This is a genomic window from Alloalcanivorax marinus, from assembly GCF_016785095.1.
Classification (GTDB): Bacteria; Pseudomonadota; Gammaproteobacteria; order Pseudomonadales; family Alcanivoracaceae; genus Alloalcanivorax; species Alloalcanivorax marinus_A.
This window is the reverse complement of record NZ_JAEKJB010000008.1, coordinates 371,567-396,156: the sequence shown is the minus strand read 5'-3', so window position 1 is coordinate 396,156 and position 24,590 is coordinate 371,567. Positions and strand designations below refer to the sequence as shown.

Annotated in this window: 23 protein-coding genes; 15 read left to right on the top strand and 8 right to left on the bottom strand. The window is 66.6% G+C overall.

Translation table 11 applies throughout. The features are described 5' to 3' along the window. Positions 1-5 precede the first annotated feature (5 nt). Positions 6-1,235, bottom strand: a complete 1,230-nt coding sequence (serB, locus tag JF515_RS08870; protein WP_203103328.1) for a phosphoserine phosphatase SerB — start codon at positions 1,233-1,235, stop codon at positions 6-8. A 152-nt stretch (positions 1,236-1,387) separates the two neighbouring features. Between serB and JF515_RS08865 the strand changes: the two genes are divergently transcribed. After that, a complete protein-coding gene (locus JF515_RS08865; protein ID WP_203103326.1) occupies positions 1,388-2,584 on the top strand; it encodes a hypothetical protein in 1,197 nt (398 codons plus the stop codon). Here the strand turns inward: JF515_RS08865 and JF515_RS08860 are convergent. Further along, positions 2,515-3,324, bottom strand: coding sequence for an ATP-grasp domain-containing protein (locus JF515_RS08860; protein ID WP_203103324.1), 810 nt, complete (start codon positions 3,322-3,324; stop codon positions 2,515-2,517). The two genes, JF515_RS08865 and JF515_RS08860, sit on opposite strands and share 70 nt — an antisense overlap. Before the next feature lie 146 nt (positions 3,325-3,470). Between JF515_RS08860 and JF515_RS08855 the strand changes: the two genes are divergently transcribed. Then, positions 3,471-4,244, top strand: coding sequence for an enoyl-CoA hydratase-related protein (locus JF515_RS08855; RefSeq protein WP_338015189.1), 774 nt, complete (start codon positions 3,471-3,473; stop codon positions 4,242-4,244). 163 nt (positions 4,245-4,407) lie between these two features. Here JF515_RS08855 and asd read toward each other — a convergent pair whose 3' ends face one another. The 3 genes from asd to rsgA form a co-directional block, all read right to left on the bottom strand. After that, entirely contained in the window at positions 4,408-5,268 is an 861-nt protein-coding gene (asd, locus tag JF515_RS08850) for an archaetidylserine decarboxylase (protein WP_203103322.1), read from the bottom strand. A gap of 49 nt (positions 5,269-5,317) precedes the next feature. Next, a complete protein-coding gene (locus JF515_RS08845; RefSeq protein WP_203103320.1) occupies positions 5,318-6,142 on the bottom strand; it encodes a sulfurtransferase in 825 nt (274 codons plus the stop codon). 77 nt (positions 6,143-6,219) lie between these two features. Continuing rightward, positions 6,220-7,251, bottom strand: coding sequence for a small ribosomal subunit biogenesis GTPase RsgA (rsgA, locus tag JF515_RS08840; protein WP_203103318.1), 1,032 nt, complete (start codon positions 7,249-7,251; stop codon positions 6,220-6,222). Positions 7,252-7,402: 151 nt separating this feature from the next. Between rsgA and orn the strand changes: the two genes are divergently transcribed. Beyond that, a complete protein-coding gene (gene orn / locus JF515_RS08835) occupies positions 7,403-7,948 on the top strand; it encodes an oligoribonuclease (RefSeq protein WP_203103316.1) in 546 nt (181 codons plus the stop codon). Between the two features lie 23 nt (positions 7,949-7,971). Next, on the top strand, positions 7,972-8,640 hold the full coding sequence (locus tag JF515_RS08830; protein WP_203103314.1) for a cytochrome b/b6 domain-containing protein: 669 nt from the start codon (positions 7,972-7,974) through the stop codon (positions 8,638-8,640). A 71-nt stretch (positions 8,641-8,711) separates the two neighbouring features. Here the strand turns inward: JF515_RS08830 and JF515_RS08825 are convergent, their stop codons facing one another. The 3 genes from JF515_RS08825 to JF515_RS08815 all read right to left on the bottom strand — a co-directional run bounded on the left by JF515_RS08825 (position 8,712) and on the right by JF515_RS08815 (position 11,221). Continuing rightward, positions 8,712-9,146: a c-type cytochrome gene (locus JF515_RS08825; RefSeq protein WP_203103312.1), complete on the bottom strand. Its 435-nt coding sequence runs from the start codon at positions 9,144-9,146 to the stop codon at positions 8,712-8,714. A gap of 110 nt (positions 9,147-9,256) precedes the next feature. After that, the gene (queG, locus tag JF515_RS08820; RefSeq protein WP_203103310.1) at positions 9,257-10,315 is read right to left on the bottom strand and encodes a tRNA epoxyqueuosine(34) reductase QueG; all 1,059 of its coding nucleotides are present in this window, start codon (positions 10,313-10,315) and stop codon (positions 9,257-9,259) included. 12 nt (positions 10,316-10,327) lie between these two features. Further along, entirely contained in the window at positions 10,328-11,221 is an 894-nt protein-coding gene (locus JF515_RS08815; RefSeq protein ID WP_203103308.1) for a DMT family transporter, read from the bottom strand. Positions 11,222-11,302: 81 nt separating this feature from the next. Here JF515_RS08815 and JF515_RS08810 point away from each other — a divergent pair, with 81 nt between their 5' ends. From JF515_RS08810 to JF515_RS08760, 11 genes are all read left to right on the top strand, one after another. Then, positions 11,303-12,793 carry an NAD(P)H-hydrate dehydratase gene (locus JF515_RS08810; RefSeq protein ID WP_203103306.1) on the top strand — a complete coding sequence of 497 codons (1,491 nt, stop codon included), beginning with the start codon at positions 11,303-11,305 and terminating at the stop codon, positions 12,791-12,793. Continuing rightward, positions 12,783-13,217 (top strand): tRNA (adenosine(37)-N6)-threonylcarbamoyltransferase complex ATPase subunit type 1 TsaE, encoded by a 435-nt coding sequence (tsaE, locus tag JF515_RS08805; protein WP_203103304.1) that lies wholly within the window; start codon positions 12,783-12,785, stop codon positions 13,215-13,217. Before JF515_RS08810 ends, tsaE begins: the two co-directional genes overlap by 11 nt. Then, positions 13,204-14,547 carry an N-acetylmuramoyl-L-alanine amidase gene (locus tag JF515_RS08800; RefSeq protein WP_203103302.1) on the top strand — a complete coding sequence of 448 codons (1,344 nt, stop codon included), beginning with the start codon at positions 13,204-13,206 and terminating at the stop codon, positions 14,545-14,547. Before tsaE ends, JF515_RS08800 begins: the two co-directional genes overlap by 14 nt. 11 nt (positions 14,548-14,558) lie before the next feature. Next, on the top strand, positions 14,559-16,418 hold the full coding sequence (gene mutL, locus JF515_RS08795; RefSeq protein WP_203103300.1) for a DNA mismatch repair endonuclease MutL: 1,860 nt from the start codon (positions 14,559-14,561) through the stop codon (positions 16,416-16,418). Beyond that, positions 16,418-17,410, top strand: coding sequence for a tRNA (adenosine(37)-N6)-dimethylallyltransferase MiaA (gene miaA / locus JF515_RS08790; protein ID WP_203103298.1), 993 nt, complete (start codon positions 16,418-16,420; stop codon positions 17,408-17,410). Before mutL ends, miaA begins: the two co-directional genes overlap by 1 nt. Positions 17,411-17,667: 257 nt before the next feature. Further along, complete coding sequence (hfq, locus tag JF515_RS08785) at positions 17,668-17,964, top strand: RNA chaperone Hfq (RefSeq protein ID WP_203103296.1); 297 nt, start codon at positions 17,668-17,670, stop codon at positions 17,962-17,964. Positions 17,965-18,044: 80 nt separating this feature from the next. Then, positions 18,045-19,412 carry a ribosome rescue GTPase HflX gene (hflX, locus tag JF515_RS08780; protein WP_203103284.1) on the top strand — a complete coding sequence of 456 codons (1,368 nt, stop codon included), beginning with the start codon at positions 18,045-18,047 and terminating at the stop codon, positions 19,410-19,412. Positions 19,413-19,423: 11 nt separating this feature from the next. Beyond that, positions 19,424-20,614, top strand: a complete 1,191-nt coding sequence (hflK, locus tag JF515_RS08775) for an FtsH protease activity modulator HflK (protein ID WP_203103273.1) — start codon at positions 19,424-19,426, stop codon at positions 20,612-20,614. Further along, positions 20,614-21,687: a protease modulator HflC gene (hflC, locus tag JF515_RS08770; protein WP_203103271.1), complete on the top strand. Its 1,074-nt coding sequence runs from the start codon at positions 20,614-20,616 to the stop codon at positions 21,685-21,687. The genes hflK and hflC overlap by 1 nt, the downstream gene beginning before the upstream one ends. A 395-nt stretch (positions 21,688-22,082) precedes the next feature. After that, positions 22,083-23,831, top strand: coding sequence for a hybrid sensor histidine kinase/response regulator (locus JF515_RS08765; protein WP_203103269.1), 1,749 nt, complete (start codon positions 22,083-22,085; stop codon positions 23,829-23,831). Next, positions 23,828-24,562: a response regulator transcription factor gene (locus tag JF515_RS08760; RefSeq protein WP_203103267.1), complete on the top strand. Its 735-nt coding sequence runs from the start codon at positions 23,828-23,830 to the stop codon at positions 24,560-24,562. The genes JF515_RS08765 and JF515_RS08760 overlap by 4 nt, the downstream gene beginning before the upstream one ends. The last annotated feature ends 28 nt before the right edge of the window (positions 24,563-24,590 follow it).

Sequence of the window (24,590 nt, the reverse complement as noted above, 5' to 3'; positions counted from 1 at the left end):
CGCGGCTACCGCAACAGCTCCGCCTGGTCCTTGTCCCGCACCCCGATCAGATAAAGGATGCCGTCCAGCCCCAGGGTGGAAATGGAGTGTTCGGCGTTCTTCTTCACCAGCGGTTTGGCGCGGAAGGCGATGCCCAGCCCGGCGGCGCCCAGCATGGGCAGGTCGTTGGCGCCGTCTCCCACGGCGATCACCTGCTCCATGTCGATGCCCTCGCGGGCGGCGATCTCGCGCAGCAGCTCCGCCTTGCGCTCACCGTTGACGATCGGTTCCGCCACCTCGCCGGTGACCCTGCCTTCCTTGATCTTCAGCTCGTTGGCGTAGACGTAATCGATGCCCAGCAGCCCCTGCAGCCAGTGCCCGAACCAGGTGAAACCGCCGGATAGAATCGCCGTACGGTAACCCAGTGCCTTCAGCGTGCTGACCAGGCGGCGCGCGCCTTCCGTCAGCTCGATGCGGTCGCGGACCCGCTCCAGGGCCCCTTCATCCAGGCCCTTGAGCAGCGCCACCCGGGCGCGAAAGCTCTCGTTGAAGTCCAGTTCGCCGCGCATGGCCCGTTCGGTGATGGCGCTCACCTGTTCGGCGACGCCGGCCTCCACGGCCAGTTCGTCGATCACCTCGGATCGGATCAGGGTGGAGTCCATGTCGAACACCACCAGCCGGCGGTTGCGGCGGAAAGCATTGTCGCGCTGGAAGGCGATGTCCAGGTTGCGTTCGTTGGCGATGCCCAAGAAGGCGGCACGCATGGCGGCGGTGTCGCGGGGTTCGCCGCGCACCGAGATCTCCACGCAGGCGCGCCCGTCCGGATCGCCGTCCTCGCCCTCCAGGCGCACGCGCCCGGACAGCCGCGCGATGCTGTCGATGTTGAGGTTATTCTCCGCCACCACGGTGGTTACGTCGCCGAGCTGCTCGGCGGTGATCTTGCGAGACAGCAGGGTGATGATGTGGCGGTCCTTGCCCTGGCCGGACACCCACTGCTCGTAGCGGTCCTTGTCGATGGGCCGGAAGCGCACCGAGGTGTCGCGTTTGTGGGCCTCGAACAGCAGATCCTTGAGCATGGAGGAAGCGTCCGCCCCGGGCGGCACCTCCACCAGGATGCCCAGCGACAGGGTGTCGTGGATCACCGCCTGGCCGATATCCAGGATGTTGAGGTGGTAGCGGGCCAGAATACGGGTGAAGGCGGCGGTGAGTCCGGGACGGTCGTTGCCGGACACCTGGATGAGAATGATCTCGCGCACGCTCTGGGGCTCTCCTTGGGGGCCGTGGGTCGCTGAATGGAACGGCGTCCAAGATTACCAGAAAAGCGCCGCCGGTTGAGGCCCCGGCCAAGCGGGGCGGCGCCAAGGCGGGTATACTCGGCGCCCATTGAACCAAGCGAGGATGGCACCGCATGGCCTTGTGGCAACAGCTTTTGGAGCAAGGGCGTCCGTACCTGCGGCGCGAAAAACGGCTGCTGTGGGAGCTGGCGTTGATGTTGCTGGTGGCCCTGGTGATCGGCGTTTATTTCCTGGAACACTTCTCCAGCCGTCTGGCCGCCGAGCAGCGCGTGCAGTTGGAAGCCCTGGCGCGCCAGACCGCGCTGCGTGCCGCCGAATCCCTGGCCGGCGACGATCTGATCGGCCTGAACGTGATCGCCCGGGAAACTCGCGCCCTGGCGCCGGTGGCCGGAGCACGCTTTCTCGATACCGCCCGGGAGCCGGTCACCGGTGAGCTGCTGGAGCAGGCGCCGGTGGTCGTGGAGGTGCCAGTGGCCCTGCCCGACGGCGAACTGGCCGGTTCCCTGCAGCTGGCGGCACGGGCCGACCCGGCGCCGCGCCAGCGGCTGGAGACCGGCTATGTACTGGTGGTGCTGGGGATACTGATGCTGCGGCTGGCCGGCGAGGCCATTTACCGGCGGCTGTTTCGCCCGGAACCTCCCGCCGCGCAAACGGCGCCGCCCCCGGACGATCGTCCGGCGCCCCGGGTAGGGCCGGACGAGCCGGAGCAGGATGCCGGGCCGGCGGTGGAGTTGCGCCTGAGCGTGGTGAATTTCGATTACTACCAGCAGCGCTACACCCGCGCCGCTCTGGAACACCTGCTGGACGATTACCACCGGCTTCTGGACCAGGTGGTGGCGCTCTATGGCGGTCGCGTGGTGGTCGGTCTGGGGGAGCGGGCGCGGGTACGTTTCAGTGCTGAGTCGTTGTCCGCCGCCGCTTTCTCGGCGCTGTGCGCCGGCTTGTTGTTCCTGCGCGTGGCGCGTCTGCAGGCGCCGCGCCGCAAGGCGGCCCAGTCCCCGGCGCTGGAGTTCAAGGCGCTGATCAGCGAGCAGTTCCGCGAGACGGAAAGCTGGGCGCTGTGCCTGGCCGGCGTGCCCGGCCGGCTGCATGTGCCGGAAAGCGAGCTGACCCGTGCCGAGCTGGATGTAAAGGCGCTCTACCAGACCGATCGGGCCCTGGTGGTGCGGGCCGGCGAGCAGCAGGTGCGCCTGCAGCCGGTGGAGCAGCTCGCCTACCGCTACCAGACCCTGCTGCGCACTCAGGCGGAAACGGTGATGGGTGCCGGTTCCGGAGACAATGGCGAAGGCGAGACCTCGTCCAGCAAATAGGCACGCATGGCGGCGCCCACCCGTTGCGGCAGGTCGGCCATGCCCTGGTTGCCGAACAGCCGGTTGAATTCCAGCACATAGGGTTGGTCGTCCACCCAGGCCACGTCGAAGCCGGCATGATCGATGCGCAGGCGGTGGGCCAGGTCCAGCACCAGCTCCAAGGCGGCGTCGGGCACCGGCAGGTCCACGCGCACCCGGGCACCCCGGGCCAGGTTGTTATGGAAGCTGGTGCCCTCGCGCCAGTAGCTGGCGACCACCGCGCGGCCCACCACCACCACTCGCAGATCGCGCACGATGGGCAGCAGCTTCTGGATGTACAGCGCCTCGTGGCGAGCGGCGTAGTCCAGGAACTGCTGGCGGTTCTCCACCAGGAACACCCCGTCGCCCTCGCTGGAGCGCACCCGCTTGGCCACGAACGGGAAGGTCCAGGTGTCCAGGATGCGGCTCACGCCACTGTGGCTGGAGGGCAGGATCTCGGTTTCGGGCACGTTGTCCGGGCAGGCCAGCCGCAGGGCCCGGGTCATCTCGATCTTGTCGTGGCCCAGGTGGTAGGTGGCCAGGCTTGGGAAGATCGGCCGACCGAGCACATAGTGCAGCGCGTGCAATTGCCAGTAGGCGGGAAACAGCAGCCAGTCCGCGTTGGCCAGCTCATCGCGCTGGGCGAACATGTGCTCGGGTTTGATATAGCGCACCCCGGGCAGGCCCAGGGTGCGGAAGGGATCGAAGGAAATCAGTTTCAAGGCCGACGGACCTCGCGCAACGTAACCGGCGATTTATAGGACGAAAACCGACCGCCGGCAAGCCCCCGCGCGACGCTTCCGGTCATGGCATTCCCGCCGGCGGCGCACTAACCTTTCGCGCAGTGAATCAATCAAGGGAGACAACCGTGGAATTACCGGCACCGGAAAGCGGCCAGATCCTGGTCAAGACCACTGAATCGGTGATGGCGATCACTTTGAACCGGCCCGACAAACTCAATGCCCTGACCGGCGCCATGTATCAGGACCTGGTCAGCCTGCTGGCGTTCGCGTCCGACAGTGACGACATCGGCGCGGTGTTGATCGAGGGCGAGGGTAAGTCGTTTTGCGCGGGCAACGATCTGGCCGATTTCCTGGCCGCCGGCAACGGTACCGGGGATGGCACGGAGGCCGGCGCGGCGCCTTTCATTCGCGCGGTGAGCCGTTTCGAGAAGCCGCTGGTGGTGGCGGTGCAGGGCAACGCGGTGGGGGTGGGCACCACCATGCTGTTGCACGCGGACATCGTGGTGGCCGCCGACGATGCCAGGTTCATTACTCCGTTCGTCGATCTGGGGGCGGTGCCGGAGGCCGGTTCCTCGAAGTTGCTGCCGGCCTGGCTGGGTTATCAGCGCGCGGCGCGCATGCTGCTGGTGGGCGAGCCGTTGACCGCCGAGGAGGCGGCCCAGGCCGGGCTGGTGGCGCGGGTGGTGGAGCGGGCGCAACTGGAGGGCGCCGCCCGCCAGTACGCGGTGGCCCTGGCCGCCAAGCCGCGCCGTGCCATGCGCGAGAGCAAGCGACTGATGCGCGAGGCGGCGGAAATGCGTCTGCACGATCTGGTTGATCACGACCTGGCGTTGTTCGCGGAGATGCTCAAGGGTGACGAGGCCAAGGCGATTCTGGCCGCCAAGGTCGGGAAGAAATAAGGGCCGCGAGTCGGCGTGGTCCCCCCTTCCGGGAACGCCGTGAACCCGTCCCTGGGGGCTCCCGGTTTGACATCCTGTCAAACAGGGTCCCGGAAGGGGGGACCACGCCGACTCGCTACGGGGTAGCGTCACGCGCGGCTTCGTAGGTGTGTGTGGGGGGCGGTTACCGGAACCGCCCGAAGGCCTGGCCCATGCGCACGGTGTCGCCGGGCAGGGCGGCGGCGTCGAAGCCGGCGGTGCCTTCCGGGAACAGCAGAATCACCGTGGAACCGAGCATGAAGCGGCCCAGCTCCGCGCCTTTCTCCAGCACCACCGGCCTTGGATCGCGGTAGTCGCGGCGCGTGATGTCGGTGGCCTGGGGCGTCACCTGGCCGGCGAACACGGTTTCGATGCCGGCGACGATCATGGCGCCCACCATCACCACGGCCATGGGCCCGCGTTCGGTGTCGAACACGCACACCAGCCGTTCGTTGCGGGCAAACAGCCGTGGCACCCGTTCCGTGGTGGCCTGGTTCACCGAGAACAGTCGTCCTGGCACATGGATCGTTTCCCGCAGGGTGCCGGAGCAGGGCATGTGCACCCGATGGTAGTCCTTGGGAGAGAGATAGACGGTGGCGAAATCGCCGTTGCTGAATTCGGCGGCCAGGGCACCGTCGCCGCCGAGCAGTTCGAAGGCGGAGTAGTGGCGTCCCTTGGCCTGGAACAAGTCGCCGCCGCGCAGGCTGCCACGCTGGCTGACGGTGCCGTCAGCCGGGCAGGCGAGTGCGTTGTCGTCGTCGGTGATCGGTCGGGCGCCGTCCTTCAGGGCCCGGGTGAAGAAGGCATTGAAGTTCTCGAAGCGATCCGGGTCCTCGATGTCCGCCTCGCTCAGGTCCACGTCGAAGCGGCGGATGAAGGTGTTGATGAAGGTGGTCTTGATCCAGGGGATTTCGCTGCGCGCCACCCAGCCCACCAGCCGCGACAGCCAATGCTGGGGCAGGCAGTACTGGACGGCCACGAATACTTTGTCTTTCAGCTCGCTCACGGCGGGCTCTCCGTACGGGCCGGGCACGGGCCCGGCGGGGTGGGTGGTGTTATTCGGATTTTTCCACCGGCGTATCCGGGTGGTTGCCCCATTCGGCCCAGGAGCCCGGGTAACCGCGGATATCCTGGAATCCCAGGATCTTGCCCAGCAGCCAGGTGAGGCTGGAGCGGTGGTGGGTCTGGCAGTGAGTGATCACCTGCTTGTCGCCCCGGATGCCGCGCTCCGCCAGTTCCCGGCGCAGTTCGTCCAGGTCGCGCAGGCGCAGGTTATTGCTTTTGTCCATGGCGTCGGTCCACTCATAGTGAACGGCGCCGGGGATGTGGCCGGCTTTCTGGGCGAAGGCGCGCACCCCGGAAAATTCTTCCTCGGAGCGGGCGTCCCAGATCACCACATCCGGGTCCTGGTGGTGGGCGAGCACATGTTCCAGGTCCACGCTGGTGCGCGGATCATGCTCCGCCACCCGGTAGTCGCTGGCCTCGGGCTCGGTGGTTTCCGTTTCGGTACGCAGGTCCTCCGCCAGCCAGCCGTGGATGCCTCCATTCAGGTAGCTGTAGCGTTTGTGGCCGATGGCGTCCAGGGTCCACAGCAGGCGCCCGGCCCAGCCGCCGCCCTCGTCATCGTAGGCCACCACCCAGGTGTCCGGGGTCAGGCCGAGTTCCGAGAACAGCGCCGCCAGGCGGTCGTCGTCGGGCAGCAGGCCCGGTGCCGGCTGGGTGCCGGCCAGCAGGCGCTGGTAATCCAGGTGGATGGCGCCGGGTACATGGGCCTGTTCGTACACCTGGCTCTTGCACAGATCGATGATCAGCAGATCCGGCGCGTCCAGATGGCGGGCGAGTTCGGCGGGTTCGATGAGAAGCGGCAGTTCAGTGGTCATGGTGAGTCTTCGTGGTTGCCGGTGGGGGCCATTGTAATGAACGACAGGGAAGGTGTCAGATCGGTTCCTGGCCAGGATCAGGACTGATAACGCTGTCGCGCCTGTTCATCCAGGGTGGTGGCGATCTGAAAAAAGTTATTAAGCCGCTCCGCGCTGATCCGGCCCTGGTCCGCCGCTTCTTGCAGAGCACAGCCGGGCTCGTGGCGGTGGGTGCAGTTGCGAAACCGGCAATGACCGGCCAATTCCGCCAGTTCCCGGTAGCCGCGCAGCAGCTCCTCCTCGCCGATGTGCCAGAGGCCGAATTCGCGGATGCCCGGGGAATCGATCAGATGGCCCCCGCCGTCCAGATGGAACAGGCGCGCGGTGGTGGTGGTGTGCTGGCCCAGGCCGGACACGTCCGATAGCGATCCCACCGCCAGCTCCGCCTCCGGCAGCAGGGCGTTGACCAGTGACGACTTACCCACGCCGGACTGGCCCACGAACGCCACCGTGCCGCCGGTCAAGGCGGCACGCAGTTCCGCCAGGCCGTCCCGGGTAGTGGCCGATACCCGCGCCAGCGGGTAACCGAGGTCCTGATAAAGGGCCACCAGGCGGTCCACGTTGGCGGTATTGTCCGGGGTCACCAGATCCGCTTTGTTGAGCACCAGGGTGGCGGGGATGCCGGATAGCTCGGCGGCCACCAAATAGCGGTCGAGCAAAACGCTGGAGGGCTCCGGGCGCGGCGCGAATACCACCAGCAGCCGATCCAGGTTGGCGGCCACCGGCTTCAGGTTGCCATAGTTATCCGGGCGCTTGAGCACGGTGGCCCGGGGCATCAGCGCGGTGACCACGCCGTCCCCCTCGCTGCGCGGGGCCTGCCAGATCACCCGGTCGCCTACCACCAGTTGCTCCAGGTTGGCGCGGAAATGGCAGCGCGTCGGCGGGGCCTCATCGGCCTCCACCAGCACCTGCCCGCCGAAATGCGCCACCACGGTGCCTTCCTGTTCCTCGCCCAGGTCGGTGGCCGTCGGATGGGCATGTTCCGCCTTGCGTTGCGCGCGGTCGCGCCGCTCCTGCTGAATCTTTTCGATACGCCAGCGCTGCCGCCGGTTGAGTTTACGTTTTGCCATAAAAGCGTGGCGATTTCGCCGCCGATACAGGGTGAAGGATGCAGGATACAGGAACCCGGGCGTCGCGGGCACGGCCTTATGGCTGGCAGGTCCGGCTCCGCGCTGTATCCTGTACCCTGAATCCTGTATCGACTTTTTTGCCGGGAAAACCATGACGCAATCACGAGACAACCTGATCTGGATCGATCTGGAAATGACCGGGCTGGACCCCAGCCATGACCGTATCATCGAGGTCGCCACCATCGTCACCGACGCCCACCTGAATATTCTGGCCGAAGGGCCGGTGATGGCGGTCAGGCAAAGCGACGCCCTGCTTGACGGCATGGATGAGTGGAACACCCGTCACCACAACAATTCCGGCCTGGTGGAACGGGTCCGTCGCAGCGATGTGGACGAGGCCGAAGCCGAACGCCGCACCCTGGCGTTTCTGGAGCAATACCTGGAAACCGGCGCCTCGCCCATGTGCGGCAACAGCATCTGCCAGGATCGCCGTTTCCTGGCCAATTACATGCCGCGTCTGGAGGCATTCTTCCACTACCGGAATCTGGATGTCTCCACCCTCAAGGAACTGGCCCGGCGCTGGAAGCCGGACATCCTGGCCGGCTTCCAGAAAGCCAACAAGCACCTGGCCCTGGATGACATTCGTGAGTCCATCGAGGAACTCGCCTACTACCGCGAGCATCTCATTCAGCTTTAGGGTCGTTACCGGGAGGGTTGATCGTGAAAGGCGCGGAGCAGCGAACGGAAAAAGGGCGGGTCTGGGATCTGCCCACCCGCTTGTTTCACTGGACCCTGGTGGGGCTGTTCGGTTTCCTGTGGTATTCCGGCGGCGGCAGCAGCGCCGAGATGGACTGGCACATGCTGGCCGGTTACGCCTTGCTGGCGCTGTTGCTGTTCCGGGTTCTGTGGGGCTTCTGGGGCTCGCGGCACAGCCGGTTCCGTGACTTTCTCACCGCGCCGGCGGCGGCGGCGCGCTACGGGCTGGCGTTCGCGCGCGGTCGGGCGCCGGTCTACCGGGGGCATAACCCCCTGGGGGGCTGGATGGTGGTGGTGATGCTGGTGTTGCTGCTGGCCCAGGTGGTCAGCGGCCTGTTCGCCACCGATGACATCAGTATCGACGGCCCCCTCAATCACCTGGTGTCCTCGTCACTGGCCGGCGCGTTCACCGATTTCCACGGTCTCAATATCAACCTGTTGCTGATGCTGGCGGGCCTGCACGTGGCGGCGGTAGCCGCTCACCGGCTGCGCGGCGAGCGGCTGGTGGGCGCCATGATCAGCGGGCGTAAGCCCGGCGCGGATGACGCCGCCCCGGCTCCCGTCTGGCGGGCCCTGGTGCTGGCGGTGCTGGCGACGGCGGTGGTGTGGCTGGTGCTGGCGCTGGCCGGCTGAAGCCGCTCCTACCGCTATCCGCCATATGTAGGAGCGGCTTCAGCCGCGATCGGCCGGCGGACGATTCGCAGCTACTTGCGGTAATCGTCGTGGCAGGCCTTGCAGGCCTGGCCCACCTTGCCCACCTGGTCGAGCATGGCTTGCTGGTCGCCTTCCCGGGCCAGGCTGGCCAGGGTGCTTGCCCGTTCCTCGAAGTCGCGGGCCTTGGCATCGAAGTCGTCCCGGTTCTCCCAGATCGCCGGCTTGGCGTCGCTGCCTTCCGCGGTACCTTCCTGGAAGCCCTCCCAGGGCAGCGTGGAGAGTTCCTCCAGAATACCCGCCTTGCGCTCGAAAACGGCCTGGTCGAACGGCTGCTCGCCCTTGGCCATGGCACCCAGGGTGCCGAAGTGCCAGGCGATCACGTGGAAGATGGAATGGCGATACCCGGCCGCTTCGTTGGGCCCACTGGAGCAGGCGCTCAACAGTGGCGCGGTGATGGCGAGCATGATCAGGGCTGGCTTTTTCATGGCTGGCGTTCCCTCTTGGTCGATAATTGAAAAACGTTCCCCCGGTTTGAAGGCGTCATCCCGACGGCGGTTCCCCGAAGGCGGTCCTGACAGTCTAAAGAATACGAACTTTACATGCTGGTCTTGTTTCGCAACCGGCGCAGAGCCCATTCCACATGTTCGCGCACCAGCTCGCTGGGGTCCTGGCGGGCCGCTTGCAGAGCCGCCAGCGCCACCGGGCTGGCCGGGCCATTGCCCAGGCCGACCGCCAGATTGCGCCGCCAGCGCTGAAAGCCGGCGCGGCGGATCGGTGAGCCGGCGGTGCGTTCCAGGAAGGTGGCTTCGTTCCATTCGAACAGCTCCACCAGCTCCCGGTCCTCCAGGCCGTGGCGTGGCCGGAAATCGGTCTCGCCGCTGTGCGAGGCGAAGCGATTCCAGGGGCACATCAACTGGCAGTCGTCGCAGCCGAACACCCGGTTGCCGATGCCCGGCCTGAGATCCTCGGGAATCGCGCCGTCATGCTCGATGGTCAGGTAGGAGATGCAGCGCCGGGCGTCCAGTTGGTAGGGCGCGACGATGGCGTCGGTGGGGCATACCGTCATGCAGGCCGAGCACTTGCCGCAATGGTCCTCGCCGGGGGTGTCCACCGGCAGCGGCAGGTCGGTGTACAGCTCGCCAAGAAAGAACCAACTGCCGGCGTCCCGATTGAGCAGCAGGGTGTGCTTGCCCTGCCAGCCCAGACCGGCCTTTTCCGCCAGCGGTTTTTCCATCACCGGGGCGCTGTCCACGAACGCCCGGGCCAGGCGCGTGCCGCTGACTTCCTGGCGAATCCAGTCCGCCAGCCGCGCCAGGCGTTTGCGGATCACCTTGTGGTAATCCCGGCCCAGGGCATAGCGCGATACATAGGCTTTGTCCTTTTGCCGCAGCACCTTCACCGGCTGGGTGTCCGGTGGCAGGTAATCCATGCGGAACGACAGCACGCGCACCGTGTCCGGTTCCAGCTCCGTGGGACGCGAGCGCTTGTTGCCGTGGGCGGCCATCCAGTCCATGCCGGCATGGCGGCCCGCGGCCAGCCAGTCATGCAGACGTTGTTCCGCCAGGTTCAGATCCGGGTCGGCCACGCCCATCTGCTGGAAGCCCAGTTCCCGGGCCTGGTGGGCGATACGGCGCTTCAGGTGGTCGAGGTCCATGGCGTCCGTGAATCAGTCGGTGGCGGCCACCGGCGCCGGTTCGCGCCGTTGCCGGGCGGTAACGAACAACGAGGCCGCCACCACCAGGGCGCCGCCGGTGATGGCCAGGGGGCCTGGAGTTTCCGACAATACCAGAGCCGCCAGCAGGGTGGCGTAGGGGACCTGCAGGGCCAGGGTGAACGACACCGTGGTGGCGCTCAAACGGCGCAGACCATGGGTGATCAGGGTGTGCGGTACGGCGGTGAACACCGTGCCCAGCAACAGCAGCAGGCCCCAGGTGGATGGTGCCAGCTGCAGCGGCGAGGTACTCAGGAAAGGCGCGAACACCAGGGCGGTGAGCGCACCCTGGTAGAGCATCACCTGAGGGCCGGAGACACCCTCCAGGAAGCGTTTTTGCAGCAGATTCCGCAGTGAATAGAGCACCGCGGAGAAGATCCCCACCGCCAGCCCCAGGGGCACGTTGCCGCCCAGGCCGCTCTCCAGACCGATCAGCGTGACGCCGGCCAGCACCGCCAGGCCGGCCACCAGCGCATAGCCGCGCGGCGCCCGGCGGTGCAGCAGGGGCGGTTCGATCACGGCGGTGATCACCGGGAAGGTCAGCAGCGCCACCACGCCCACCGCCACCGAGGACACCTGCATGGCGTGGAAGTAGGTCATCCAGTGCACCGCGAACAGCAGGCCGCCCACCAGCATGGCCAGATAATGGCGCGGTGACGGCAAGCGGAGCCGGGCGCGGCCCAGCAGCATCACCACCAGCAGGGCGAGCGCGGCGATGCCGCCGCGCAGGCCGGTGATGTCCAGCGCCGGCAGCGGCACCAGCTTGGCGAACAGTGCCGTGCCGGCGAGCATGAAGGCGGCCAGGTGGAGGCCGTAGAGGTCCCAGTGGGGCTCGGAGCGAGGCGGCATGATGGTCCCGTGGTCGGTATAAAATAGGAACAGGTATACTGTCGTCGCATACCGCAACGACGGAGCCAAGGATAGCAGCGAATGCCCCTGAGATCGTTACCCGACCGCCTCTACAGCGCGGCGCAAACCCGCGAATTGGACCGACTGGCCGGCGACGCCGGTTTGTCCGGCGAGGAATTGATGGAGCGCGCCGGTCGCGCCGCCTTTGAACTGTTGGTACAGCGCTGGCCGGGCCTGTCGCGGCCGGTGGTTCTGTGTGGCGGCGGCAACAATGGTGGCGACGGCTATGTGGTCGCGCGCCTGGCCCGGGAAGCCGGCCTGGACCCGGTGATCCTCCAGGATAAGCCGGTGGAGGCCGTGAAAGGCGATGCCCTGACCATGGCCCGCCGGGCGCGGGACGCCGGCGTGCCGATGCGTCCGCTGAGCCTGGACAGCCTGCCAAAAGATGCGCCGGTGCTGGTGGATGCTTTGCTGGGCACCGGCCTGTCCGGGGCCCTGAGCGAGGACAAGCGTGCCCTGATCCTGGCCCTGGACGCGTTGCGCAAGCCGGTGCTGGCGGTGGATGTGCCCTCCGGGCTGGCGGCGGACACCGGCGCATCCACCGGCGCCGTGCTGCACGCCCGGTGCACGCTGACCTATATCGGCGTGAACCGGGGGCTGCTCACCGGCATTGGGCCGGTCTGCACCGGCGAGCTGCTGTTCGATGACCTGGGTGTCGATGAGCGGGTGCACGCCCGCATCGACGCGCCGGTATGGCGGCCGACCCCGGCGGACCTGCGCCGTGCCCTGCCACGCCGTGCCCGGGACGGATACAAGAAAACCTACGGCCATGTCCTGGTGATCGGCGGTGACCACGGTTTCGGTGGCGCACCGATGATGACCGCCCAGGCCGCCGGCCATGCCGGCGCCGGCCTGGTCAGCCTGGCCACCCGCGCCGAGCACGTGGCGCCGCTGTTGGCGCGCCAGCCGGAAATCATGGCGCGGGCGGTGGACGGCGCGACGGATCTGGCGCCGCTGCTGGAGCAAGCCACGGTGGTGGCGGTGGGGCCGGGGCTGGGTCGTGATGCCTGGGGACGGGCCCTGCTGGAAGCGGCCCTGGACAGCGGCCTGCCGCTGGTGGTGGACGCCGATGCCCTGACCCTGTTGGCGGAGTGGGGCGTGGACGCCCGCGACGACTGGGTACTGACGCCGCACCCGGGGGAGGCGGCCCGGCTGCTGGGCAGCGACACCGGCGCCGTCCAGGCGGACCGTTTCGCGGCGGTGGAAAGCCTGGCGGCCCGTTACGGCGGTACCGCCCTGCTCAAGGGGCTGGGCACCCTGGTGCGCGGCGCCGAGGGCACCGCGCTGATCAGTGATGGCAACCCGGGCATGGGCAGCGGTGGCATGGGCGACCTGCTCACCGGGGTGATCGCCGCCCTGCGCGCCCAGGGGCTGGCGCCTTACCGGGCCGCCGCCCTGGGCGCCATGGCCCACGCCCGCGCCGCCGACCGGGCCGCCGCCCGGGACGGCGAGCGAGGCCTGCTCGCCACCGATCTGCTTATCGACCTGCGCCGGGAGTTGAATGACTACTGAACGCCATTATCTGGCCGACGAGGCCGCCACCCTGGCGCTGGGCGCCGACCTGGGGCGCCGTCTGACGCCGGGGAGCTGCGTCTATCTGCGTGGTGACCTGGGTGCCGGCAAGACCACGCTGATGCGCGGCCTGCTTCACGGGCTCGGCCACCGGGGCGCGGTAAAAAGTCCCACCTATACCCTGGTGGAACCCTATGAAGTGGGTGGGGTCCCTATCTATCATTTCGACCTGTATCGGTTGGGCGACCCCGAGGAACTGGAGATGATCGGCATCCGCGACTATTTTGACGGACGGGCCCTGTGCGTGCTGGAGTGGCCCGACCGGGGCCGGGGCATGATTCCCGAACCGGATCTTACCGTGACCCTGACCGTGGACGGTCGGGGACGACAGGCGAATTTGGATTGGGCCCATGGCCAACATTGAGCGACCGACTCCGCCCCGACTGATCGCCCTGTGCATACTGGCGCTGGGTTGTCTGGCCTCGGTGCCGGCCGCCGCCGTCACCGTGGACTCGGTGCGCCTGCACCGGGCGCCGGATCACACCCGCATCGTCTTTGATCTGCCCGAGCCGGTGGAGCACAGTCTGGACAAGCTGGCCAACCCGGACCGGGTGGTGGTGGATCTGCCGGACACCGAACTCGACTTCGATATGATGTCGCTGGACATCAGCGACAGCCCGATCAAGGACATCCGCGTCGGCAAGCACCCGGACATGACCCGGGTGGTATTCGATCTCAACGAGGCGGTGCGGCCACGCACCAACCTGCTCAAACCGGTGTCGCCGCACAACTGGCGGCTGGTGGTGGATCTGTTCGACAAGGACCCGAAGCCGGTGAAGACCGTGGACAAGCCGGACGCGGCCACCGGCGCGCCCCGCGACATGATCGTCGCCATCGACGCCGGCCATGGCGGCGAGGACCCGGGTGCGTCCGGGCCGGGTAATCTGCGTGAAAAGGACGTGGTGCTGCAGATCGCCAAGAAGGTGAAGGCGCGCATCGACGCCCAGCCCGGCATGAAGGCGGTGATGGTGCGCGATGGCGACTACTATGTGCCGTTGGCGGAGCGGCGCCGCATCGCCCGCCAGGACAACCACGCCGATGTGTTCATCTCGATCCATGCCGATGCCTTCACCGATCCGCGCGCCCATGGCGCCAGCGTGTTCGCCCTGTCCAACCGGGGCGCCACCAGCGCCCGTGCCCGCTATCTGGCGAAAATGGCCAACGAATCGGACAAGGTGGCCGGCGTCTACGAGGAAGAGAAGGACGATTCCAATCTGCTCAGCGTGCTTGCCGACATGCGCATGAGTGGTTCCATGGCGCACAGCCTGTATCTGGGCCGTCAGATCCTCGCCGAAATGGGCCAGGTGACGCGCCTGCACGGCGGCCGCGACACCGTGGAGCAGGCCGCGTTCGTGGTGCTCAAGGAGCCGGAGATGGTATCCGTGCTGGTGGAAACCGGCTTTATCTCCAATAAGGAAGAAGCGCGGAATTTGCGTTCCAGCGCCCATCAGGAGAAACTCGCGCGCTCCATCGAGGCCGGCGTGGAGCGCTATTTCCGCACCCACCCGGCGCCGGGTAGCTGGTTCGCCGCCCAGCGCAGCCAGAACGGCGACCAGTATCGCATCCAGCCCGGCGATACCCTGTCCGGCATCGCCCGCCGGCACCAGGTCAGCGAGCAGTCGCTGCGCTCCGCCAACAATATTCAGGATGACCGCATCATCGTCGGCCAGACGCTGGTCATCCCCCAATCCTGAGGTTTTTCACCGTGGCAAAGATTCACCGCCTGGATTCCCGGCTCGCCAACCAGATCGCCGCCGGCGAGGTGGTGGAGCGGCCCGCCTCGGTGCTTAAGGAACTGCTGGAAAACGCTCTGGACGCCGAAGCCCGGCAGATCACCGTGGATGTGGAGCAGGGCGGCATCAAGCTGATCAAGGTGCGCGACGATGGCACCGGCATCGGCGAGGAGGATTTGCCGCTGGCGCTGTCCCGGCATGCCACCAGCAAGATTCAGAGCCAGGAAGACCTGGAAGCCATCGGCACCCTGGGCTTTCGCGGCGAGGCGCTGGCGGCGATCAGCTCGGTGTCCCGGCTCACTCTGGCCAGTAACGACGGTGCCCAGGCCCAGGGCTGGCAGGTGTCCGTGGAGGGCCGCGACATGGCCCCCAGCGTGGCCCCCGCCGCTCACCCGCGCGGCACCACCGTGACCATGCGCGACCTGTTCTTCAACACGCCGGCCCGGCGCCGTTTCCTGCGTACCGAGAAGACCGAGTTCAACCACCTGGAAGAGGTGTTCCGGCGGGTCGCCCTGAGCGAATTCCAGACCGCCTTCCGGCTTACCCATAATCAGAAGGTGATTCACCAGTTGCCCGCCGGCGACGACGCCACCCTGCGCGCCGCCCGGGTGGCGCGGCTGTGTGGCCGCGCTTTCATGGAGCAGGCCATGGAGGTGGACATCGAGCACGGCGGCCTGCGCCTGCATGGCTGGATGGGGCTGCCCACCTTTTCCCGCTCCCAGGCGGACCTGCAGTACTTCTACGTCAATGGCCGGGTGATCCGCGACAAGGTGGTCAACCACGCGGTACGCCAGGCTTACTCCGATGTGCTCTACCACGGTCGCCATCCGGCCTATGTGCTGTTTTTCGAGGTCGACCCGGCGTTGGTGGACGTCAACGTGCACCCCACCAAGCACGAGGTGCGTTTCCGCGAGCAGCGCATGGTGCACGATTTCCTGTTCCGCACCCTGCACCGGACCATCGCCGAGGTGCGCCCCGGCGCCGACGGCCATGCCGAAGTGCCGCTGACCGATCAGGTTCAGCCGGCGCCCACCCAGGGCAGCATGCCGCTGACCACGCCGCGTCCGGATACCGGCGGCGGTGGTGTCGGGGGCGTGGGGGGCTTCGGCGGCGGGGGCGGCTATCCGGGGCCGGTGCCGGGGCGGCCAGCGACGGTGGCCGATGGCGCCCGCCAGGCCGGTGCCTACGGTGCTCTGGTGGGTGCGCCCGCCGCCGACACGCCCGCCGCCGCGCCACAGCCGGGCCAGACCCCGCCGCTGGGCTACGCGGTGGCGCAATTGCATGGCATCTTTATCATCGCCGAAAACGAGCACGGCATGGTGCTGGTGGATATGCACGCCGCCCATGAACGGATTACCTACGAGCGCCTCAAGCGCGACTGGGCCGAGGCCAAGGTGCGCAGCCAGCCGTTGCTGGTGCCGGTGTCCATGGCGGTGTCCTCCCGGGAGGCGGACTTCGCCGAGCAGCAGCCGGAGGTGTTCGAGCGCCTGGGCTTTCTGGTTGAACGCGCCGGGCCGGAAACCCTGGTGGTGCGCGAGGTGCCGGCGCTGCTGCGTAACGCGGACAGCGAAACCCTGGTGCGCGACGTGCTTTCCGACCTGCTCGCCCAGGGTTCCAGCGAGCGCATTGAGCAGCAGCTCGATGCCTTGCTCTCGTCCATGGCCTGCCACGGCAGCGTGCGCGCCAACCGGCGCCTGACGGTGCCGGAAATGAATGCCCTGCTGCGGGACATGGAAGCCACCGAGCGTTCCGGCCAGTGCAATCACGGGCGGCCTACCTGGACCCAGATGAGCGTCAAGGAACTGGATCGCCTGTTCATGCGGGGTCAGTAATGGGCGCCGTACCCGGGGCATCGCTGCCGGTGATCTTGCTGATGGGCCCCACCGCCGCCGGTAAGACCGACCTGGCCATCGAGGCCGCCGAAACCTTGCCGGTGGAGCTGATCAACGTGGACTCCGCCCTGGTCTATCGCGGCCTGGACATCGGCGCCGCGCGCCCCTCCGACGATGAGTTGGCCCGCGCCCCGCACCGCCTGCTGGGTTTTCGCGACCCGGCCGAGCCCTATTCGGCGGCGGATTTCCGCGCCGACGCGCTCGGCGAAATCGAATCCATCGCCGCCGCCGGCCGGATTCCGCTGCTGGTGGGCGGCACCATGTTGTATTTCAAGGCCCTGGTGGAGGGGTTGGCGCCGCTGCCGGAGGCGGACGCGGCGGTGCGCGCCGACATCGCCGCCCTGGCGGCGCGCGACGGCTGGCCGGCGGTGCACCGGGCGCTGGCCGAGGTGGACCCGGCCAGCGCCGCCCGTCTCAAGCCCACTGACCGCCAGCGCCTGCAGCGCGCCCTGGAGGTATACCGACTCACCGGTCGCCCACTGAGCGCTTTCCACGGCGAACACGATACCGCCGCCGAGCCCCTGGCGGATGGCTTTTATCGCTTCCCGGGCCTGGCCCGACCGGTGCTTAGTCTGGCGGTGGCGCCGCCCCGCGAGGAGCTGCACCGGCGCATCGAGTCCCGTTTCCATGCCATGCTCGAGGCGGGGCTGGTGGAAGAGGTGGCGGCACTGCGCGCCCGCGCTGACCTGCACGGCGAGCTGCCGGCCCTCAAGGCGGTGGGCTATCGTCAGGTTTGGCGTTATTTAGAGGGCCAATGGGATTACATGACCATGGTGGAAAAAGGTATTATCGCTACCCGGCAGCTGGCCAAACGGCAGCTCACCTGGCTGCGTAAATGGCCCGGTCTTACCTGGTACGACGGCGCCCGTGACGAGAGTCGCAGGGCGTGCGTTGCCCGTCTTGCAGGCGTTTGTAAAACCGTGTTTAGTTGAATCGAGGGTTCCGGAGGGCGCAATTGCTCCCTTGAGGCTTGTTTTTATTGGGACCAAGCCCCATAGAGGACCACGATGACGCAGGGCTTTACGAAGGGTGGGGCTGAAACCTTTTTCGGGGAAGGCTGCCAAAGAGAAGTCCTTGGCCCGCGGGCCGTCCGGCAGGGATGGCCGGCCTCGCGAAGCCCGGACGTAAGCGCTGATGATTGCCCGAACGCTTGGGCGCTCACTTTTTATGAACGTTAAGGAGATTTGCCATGTCAAAAGGGCACTCGCTACAAGACCCTTTTCTCAATGCGCTGAGAAAGGAACGCATCCCGGTTTCCATCTTCCTGGTGAACGGCATCAAACTGCAAGGGCAGATTGAGTCCTTTGATCAGTATGTGGTTCTGCTGAAAAACGCGGTCAGCCAGATGGTTTACAAACACGCTATTTCCACCGTGGTACCGGCCCGCAACCCGCGCGCCGCGGGCGGAGGCGGCAACCCGGCAATGCAGGGCGGCCAGCAAGCCGGCCACCAAGGGGGCATAGGTGACGATTTCGGCAACCAGTAAGCCGCCAATCGCCTTCCTCCCTCGCCAAAGCCACGCCGAACGGCGTGGCTTTGCTTTTTGTGTCCTTTACACTGGAACCCATGGATCTTTTTGATCGTACCGAACAGGTGCGCACCGGCGCCGGCGAGAAAGCGGTGCTGGTTCATCTGGAACTGCCCGACGCCCTGGGGCGTGAGGACCTGGACGAATTTCACCATTTGGTGACCTCTTCCGGGGTCGAGCCCGTGGCGGAACTGGTGAGCAAGCGCGACCGGCCCGACCCGGCGCTGTTCATCGGCTCCGGCAAGGCCGAGGAGCTGGCTGACCTGGTGCGCGAGCACGAGGCCGACGTGGTGCTGTTCAACCATGCCCTGAGCGCCGGACAGGAACGGAACCTGGAGCGCGCGGTGAAATGCCGGGTGCTCGACCGCACCGGTCTGATCCTGGATATTTTCGCCCAGCGCGCCCGCACCCACGAGGGGCGGCTGCAGGTGGAACTGGCCCAGCTTCAGCATTTGTCCACCCGCCTGGTGCGTGGCTGGACCCACCTGGAGCGCCAGAAGGGCGGCATTGGCCTGCGAGGGCCCGGTGAGACCCAGCTGGAAACCGACCGGCGCCTGCTGCGCGAGCGCATCCGTTCGATTCAGACGCGGCTGGATAAGGTGCGCAAGCAGCGCGCTCAGGGCCGGCGTGCCCGGGATCGCTCGGAAACCCCGCTGATTTCCCTGGTGGGCTACACCAACGCCGGCAAGTCCACCCTGTTCAATGCGCTGACCACCGGTGATGTCTACGTGGCCGACCAGTTATTCGCCACCCTGGACCCGACCCTGCGCAAGGTGCGCGTGCCGGGCGTGGGCCCGGCGATCCTGGCGGATACGGTGGGCTTCATTCGTCATCTGCCGCACCGGCTGGTGCAGGCGTTTCGCGCCACCCTGGAAGAAACCGTTAACGCGTCCTTGCTGCTGCATGTGACTGACTGTAGCGCCGAGGAACGGGACGCCAATGTGGCGGCGGTGGACGAGGTGCTGGAGGAAATCGGCGCCGATCAGGTGCCTGTGTTGCACGTTTACAACAAAGTGGACCGTCTCGAAGAGGGGGCCCGCCTGGAGCGCGACGAGCAGGGACTGCCCTGGCGAGTGTGGTTGTCGGCGGCCACCGGTGAAGGTTTTGACCTGCTCAACCAGGCGATCGCCGAACGGCTGGCTGATCGTTGGGTGGACCGCTGGTTGCGGCTGCCACCCTGGGCGGGCAAGCTGCGCGCGCGTCTGCACGAGGCCGGCGAGGTGACCGATGAGCAGGCGGCCACGGATGGGGGCATGCTGTTGCGGGTGCACGTCAATCGGGTGCACTTCGAGCGATTGCTGCGCGAGGCGGGGCTGGACGAGGAACAGGTAAAGGTACCGGACCCGTCGGTTGCAGACGCGGAGACCCCTTCCTACAATCCTGGACGCTCGCACAGAGCGGGATAACGGAGAATTCAATGGCCTGGAATGAACCCGGCGGCAACAAGCCCAGGGACCCCTGGGGCGGGGGTGGCGGTGGCGGCGATCAGCGCCCACCGGATCTCGATGAAGCACTGAAGAACCTCAAGGATCGTATCAACAGCCTGTTTGGCGGCAAGAGCGGCGGCGGTGGCGGTGGCAAGAAGCCGTCCGGCGGCTTCCCTGGCGGCCTGCTGGCGGTGGTGCTGGTGATCCTGGTGGTCGGCTATGTATTGATGGGCTTCTACGTGGTGGATCAGAGCCAGCGCGCGGTGGTGCTGCGTTTTGGTGAGTTCAACCGCATGGTGGACCCGGGCCTCAACTGGCGTGCCCCGGTCATCGAGCAGACCATGAAAGTCGATGTCGGCCAGAATCGCAGCTACGAGCTCAGCGAGGAGATGCTCACCGAGGACACCAACATCGTGGCGGTGACCCTGGAGGTGCAGTACAAGGTGCTCGACCCGCAGGCCTACCTGCTGCGCGTCGGTGCCCCGGAAGCCATCCTCGAACACGCCACCAGTTCCGCGCTGCGGCACGTGGTGGGCAGTTCCACCATGGACGGCGTTCTCAAGGACCGCCGCGAGGACATTCGTCTTGAGGTGCGCGAGCGCCTGCAGGATTACCTGGACCGCTACAATACCGGCCTGGTGATCAACCAGGTGGTGCTGGACAAGACCGCCGCGCCGGAAGCGGTGCGCGACGCCTTCGACGACGTCGCCAAGGCCAAGGAAGACGAGGACCGTTTCAAGAAGGAAGCGGAAGCCTATTACAACTCGGTGATCCCGCAGGCCCGTGGTGAGGGGGCCCGCATCGGCGCGGAAGCCGAGGCCTACAAAGCCCGGGTGGTGGCGGAAGCCGAAGGTGACGCGGCGCGCTTCAACGACCTGGTGGCCGAATACCGCAAGGCGCCGGAAGTGACCCGGCAGCGCCTCTATCTGGACACCATCACCGAAGTGCTGAGCAAGTCCAGCAAGGTGCTGGCGGATATCCCCAACGGCGACAGCCTGATGTACCTGCCCCTGGATCAGATGCTCAAGGGTCGCGCCGGCAAGACCGACACCCGCGGCGGCGCATCCAGTGGCGGCACCGGTGGGGCGTCGAATCCGGCCAGCGCCGGCGCCGATGACGGCGGCAGTGGCCGCAAGACGTCGCGCAGCCTGTACCAAAGCAACCGCACGGAGATTCGCTGATGAGCACACGTAGCTGGCTGGTGCTGGTGGCAGTGGGCGTGCTGTTGCTGCTGGCCCTGGATTCGTTCTACATCGTCAATGAAACCGAGAAGGCCGTGCTGAAGCGCTTCAGCCGGGTGGAGCAGGCGGACATCGAGCCGGGTATTTACCCCAAGGTGCCGCTGATCGACGAGGTGATTCGCGTGGACGGGCGTCTGCTCACCCACGACGTGCCCACCCAGTCGTTCCTCACCGCCGAGAAGAAGCTGCTTAACGTGGATGCCTTCGTGACCTGGCGCATCGCCGACGTGCAGCGCTATATCGTCAGTGTCGGCGCTGGCGCCAACAGCGGTCTGGCCATGGAGCGGCGGGCGCGGGAACTGCTCGATCCGCGCGTCAACGAGGCGTTGCGCAACCAGTTCGCCTCGCGCACCGTGCAGGAAGTGGTGGCCGGTCGCGGTGGTGCCCTGCCCGATGAGGCCCTGGACCCGTCCGCGGTGAGCAGCGGAGAATTGATGAACGGGACCACCTCCGCCGCCGAGGAGGCCGATGCCACCACCTCCGGGGATGAGAGCGCCGCCTCCGGGCAGCCGGACCCGGACGCCGGCAGCGGCCCGCCGCCGGAAAAGGACGACCAGCGCGAGGAGTTGATGAACTCCGTGGCCGAGGAAGTGAACGCGGCCACCATGGAGGACCTGGGGATCGAAGTGGTGGATGTGCGCGTCAAGCAGGTCGACTGGCCGGAGCAGGTTCGCGGTCGGGTATTCGACCGCATGCGCGCCGAACGGGCCCGCGATGCCGCCGAGCATCGTGCCCGTGGTCGCGAGGTGGCCGAGCGTATCCGCGCCGCCGCCGACCGTGAGCGCACCGAAATCCTGGCTCGTGCCTACGAGGGCGCGCAGAAGATGCGCGGTGAGGGCGACGCCCGCGCCACCAACATCTATGCCAACGCCTACTCCAAGGACCGGGAATTCTTCCGCTTCTATCGCAGCCTGCAGGCCTACCGGGACAGCTTCAATTCCTCGGACGACCTGCTGATCCTGTCGCCGGACAGCGAATTCTTCCGCTACATGAAGGATTCGGGTTCGAACTGATCCGCGCCGACGATGAAAAAACCCGCCTTCTGGCGGGTTTTTTTTTGGTTCATTGTGCATTACCGCAATAGGCGTTCCGCGCGGCCTGGCGGGCTGGATACCCCTGTATGAGCGGCTTCAGCCGCGCCCTCCGGGCAAAGCGCCCGCCGTTGCCTTTCTGGCCTCGCCGGTGGGGGTCGACGAAGGTGGCAATGGGGAAGGTGGAACAATAATGGTAATAATAGGGTTTCGCGGAGCGTATTCCTCGCGTGAGGATTCGATTAGGGTGAAGGGCTTGAGAGTGAATTACCATTAATCAAATAATGGCATAATGAGGAGTCGGGAGTCCCCCTGATGGGCGGGCCTTCGAGGCCCTCCGTCCACGCGTGCCGCCAGCGCAGGGAGAACAAGGCTGAATGCACAGAAAAGCGCGGTATTGGCTGGAACGGGTAGTGGGGGAGGGTGACCGTCACGGCGCGGTGACGCTGCAACTGGTGTTGCTGATTCTTGGCGTGCTGATCCCGTTTTGCTGGTTGCTGCGGCTGTTGGGCGGCGGGCCGCTGGGGGAATTGGAACGATTTTATCTGGTCATCCACGGTTGGGTGGCGGGTTTTGCCTGGCTGGGTTTTCTGTTGATTCGCCGCGGGCGATTCCGGTTCGCCGCCCGGCTGTTTCTGGCCGGCAGTCTGGCAATGATCATGCTGGTGTATCTGCTGTCCGGTATCCGCAGCCCGGGGCCGGCCCAGATCGCCCATGTGTTTCCTTTGGCCCTGGCCGGCGTCTTGTTCGGACGCCGGGCATTGTGGGGGGTGCTGGTGTTTACCTGGTTGTGCGTGCTGGTGGGGGTCGGACATGAACTTTATGTCGGTACCGCCCCGGGGTTGGCCCTTGAGATCGCCGCCGGCCTGATGGTCAGTTTTCTCGTCGTGGCGGTGGTCTTCGACGGCTCGCTGACCAGCCTGGCCACCAGCCTGGACGATGTGGAAACCCGGCGCCGGGAACTGGAAGCGGCGCGTCGCTCCCTGAAAGCCGAAAAAGAAGAACGGGAACAAACCATGGAGCAACTGGTGCACGTACAGAAGGTCAAGGCCATCGGCCAGTTGGCCGGCGGCGTGGCCCATGATTTCAATAATATTCTCGGCGTCATTCTTGGTTACGCGCAGTGGCGTGAACGGCGCCGTGAGCCAGCGGAATTGCTCGAGGCCCTGGCCGGCGTGGAAACCGCCGCCCGGCGCGGCGCGGCGATCAGTCGCAAATTGCTCAACTTCAGCCGCCAGGACGTGGCGCACCCGGAAGTGTTTGATGTGTGCGAGGCACTACGAGGCCTGGAGGGCATGCTGCGCCAGTTGTTCGATCCGCGCGTGCGCATCGAGTTGCTGTTGCCGGAAGAGGTTCTGCCGGTGCGCATTGACCGGGGACAGTTCGAACTGGCGGTGCTGAACGTGGCCACCAACGCCCGCGATGCGATGCCGGAAGGCGGCCACTTCCGGTTGGCGGTCGGTCGGCAAGAGCAAGACGCCTCGCGGGTGGAAATTGACCTGAGCGATACCGGCGTGGGCATGGACGAGAACGTGCGCCGGCGCATCTTCGAGCCGTTCTTCACCACCAAGGGGCAAAGCAGCGGCACCGGGTTGGGGCTGGCGGTGGTCGGCAGGGTGATCAACGAAGCCGGCGGCGCCATCGAGGTGCAAAGCCGGCCCGGGGCGGGCAGTCGCTTCCGGCTGCTGCTGCCGCACCGCGAGCTGGCGGCGCCGCCCGGCGGTGTGCATTCGCCGCTGGTGCTGCTGGTCGATGATGACGATGAATTGCGCGCCATGCTTGGCGCGACCCTGGAAAACGGTGGTTGTCGGGTGCTTGGTGCTCGCGATGGTGAGGAAGCCTGGCGGGTGATCGGTCGTGGCCGGATACCGGATGTGCTGGTCACCGACCTGCGCATGCCCGGGCTGGGCGGGCCGGCGCTGATTCGACGGTTGCGCCCGCTTTACCCCGAGCTGGCGATTATTCTGATCTCCGATTATCTGCCCGAGGCGGGGGCGCTGGCCCGGGAGCTGCCGCCGGACGTGGAGCGGCTGGTGAAGCCGTTCTCCCCACACCTGCTGTTGCAATACGTGTTTATGTTGACCACTTGGACGCTGGAAGAAGGCAAAGAAGGAGAGGGTGGATGAGCGAACGACGTCTTGATGTGGTGGTCGTCGAGGACGACCCCGAGCAACGGGAACTGGTGGTGAATGAAATCGCCGCCAACGGTTTCAACGTCAAGGGCTGTGCCGATGCCACTGCCCTGTGGCGCCATATGACGGTATCACGCTGCGACCTCATCGTGCTGGATGTGGGGCTGCCCGGCGAGGACGGCCTGTCGGTGGCGGAGCATCTGCGCAGTGCCTCCCAGGTGGGCATCGTCATGCTGACCGGCTACGCCACCAGCTCCGACCAGGTGAACGGGCTGCGCCACGGTGCCGACGCTTACCTCACCAAGCCGGTGGACTACGGCGTCCTGGTGGCCACCCTGGAAAGCCTGGGGCGGCGTTTGCGCGGCACCATGGATGTGCCGGAGATGGCGGATCCGGAGCCCGGCCAGGAGAACCTGTGGCGGCTGGTGGCCGATGGCTGGAAACTGCGCACGCCGGACCAGCAGGACGTCACCCTCACCGCCTATGAACGTGACATGCTGCGCTGCCTGATCGAAGCCGGGGGGCGACCAATCGATCGGGAGACCCTGATCGGTGCCCTGACCCCGGACGTGCACGATTTCGATCCGCACCGCCTGGAGATGGTGATCTACCGGTTGCGCCGCAAAATCCGCGCGGTCAGCGAATGGACCCTGCCCCTGGAGGCGGTACGTGGCGTGGGCTACCTGGTAAACGACATGCGAGAGTACAGCGGCGTGCCCGGGTGACCGGAGAGCGGCAACGGTTCAGGATGGG

Coding starts and splice junctions, on each gene's coding strand:
- JF515_RS08865 (WP_203103326.1), top strand. CDS start 1,388: ATGGCCTTGTGGCAACAGCTTTTGGAGCAAGGGCGTCCGTACCTGCGG.
- JF515_RS08845 (WP_203103320.1), bottom strand. CDS start 6,142: ATGACCACTGAACTGCCGCTTCTCATCGAACCCGCCGAACTCGCCCGC.
- rsgA (WP_203103318.1), bottom strand. CDS start 7,251: ATGGCAAAACGTAAACTCAACCGGCGGCAGCGCTGGCGTATCGAAAAG.
- orn (WP_203103316.1), top strand. CDS start 7,403: ATGACGCAATCACGAGACAACCTGATCTGGATCGATCTGGAAATGACC.
- JF515_RS08825 (WP_203103312.1), bottom strand. CDS start 9,146: ATGAAAAAGCCAGCCCTGATCATGCTCGCCATCACCGCGCCACTGTTG.
- queG (WP_203103310.1), bottom strand. CDS start 10,315: ATGGACCTCGACCACCTGAAGCGCCGTATCGCCCACCAGGCCCGGGAA.
- JF515_RS08815 (WP_203103308.1), bottom strand. CDS start 11,221: ATGCCGCCTCGCTCCGAGCCCCACTGGGACCTCTACGGCCTCCACCTG.
- JF515_RS08810 (WP_203103306.1), top strand. CDS start 11,303: ATGCCCCTGAGATCGTTACCCGACCGCCTCTACAGCGCGGCGCAAACC.
- tsaE (WP_203103304.1), top strand. CDS start 12,783: ATGACTACTGAACGCCATTATCTGGCCGACGAGGCCGCCACCCTGGCG.
- JF515_RS08800 (WP_203103302.1), top strand. CDS start 13,204: ATGGCCAACATTGAGCGACCGACTCCGCCCCGACTGATCGCCCTGTGC.
- miaA (WP_203103298.1), top strand. CDS start 16,418: ATGGGCGCCGTACCCGGGGCATCGCTGCCGGTGATCTTGCTGATGGGC.
- hfq (WP_203103296.1), top strand. CDS start 17,668: ATGTCAAAAGGGCACTCGCTACAAGACCCTTTTCTCAATGCGCTGAGA.
- hflX (WP_203103284.1), top strand. CDS start 18,045: ATGGATCTTTTTGATCGTACCGAACAGGTGCGCACCGGCGCCGGCGAG.
- hflK (WP_203103273.1), top strand. CDS start 19,424: ATGGCCTGGAATGAACCCGGCGGCAACAAGCCCAGGGACCCCTGGGGC.
- hflC (WP_203103271.1), top strand. CDS start 20,614: ATGAGCACACGTAGCTGGCTGGTGCTGGTGGCAGTGGGCGTGCTGTTG.
- JF515_RS08765 (WP_203103269.1), top strand. CDS start 22,083: ATGCACAGAAAAGCGCGGTATTGGCTGGAACGGGTAGTGGGGGAGGGT.
- JF515_RS08760 (WP_203103267.1), top strand. CDS start 23,828: ATGAGCGAACGACGTCTTGATGTGGTGGTCGTCGAGGACGACCCCGAG.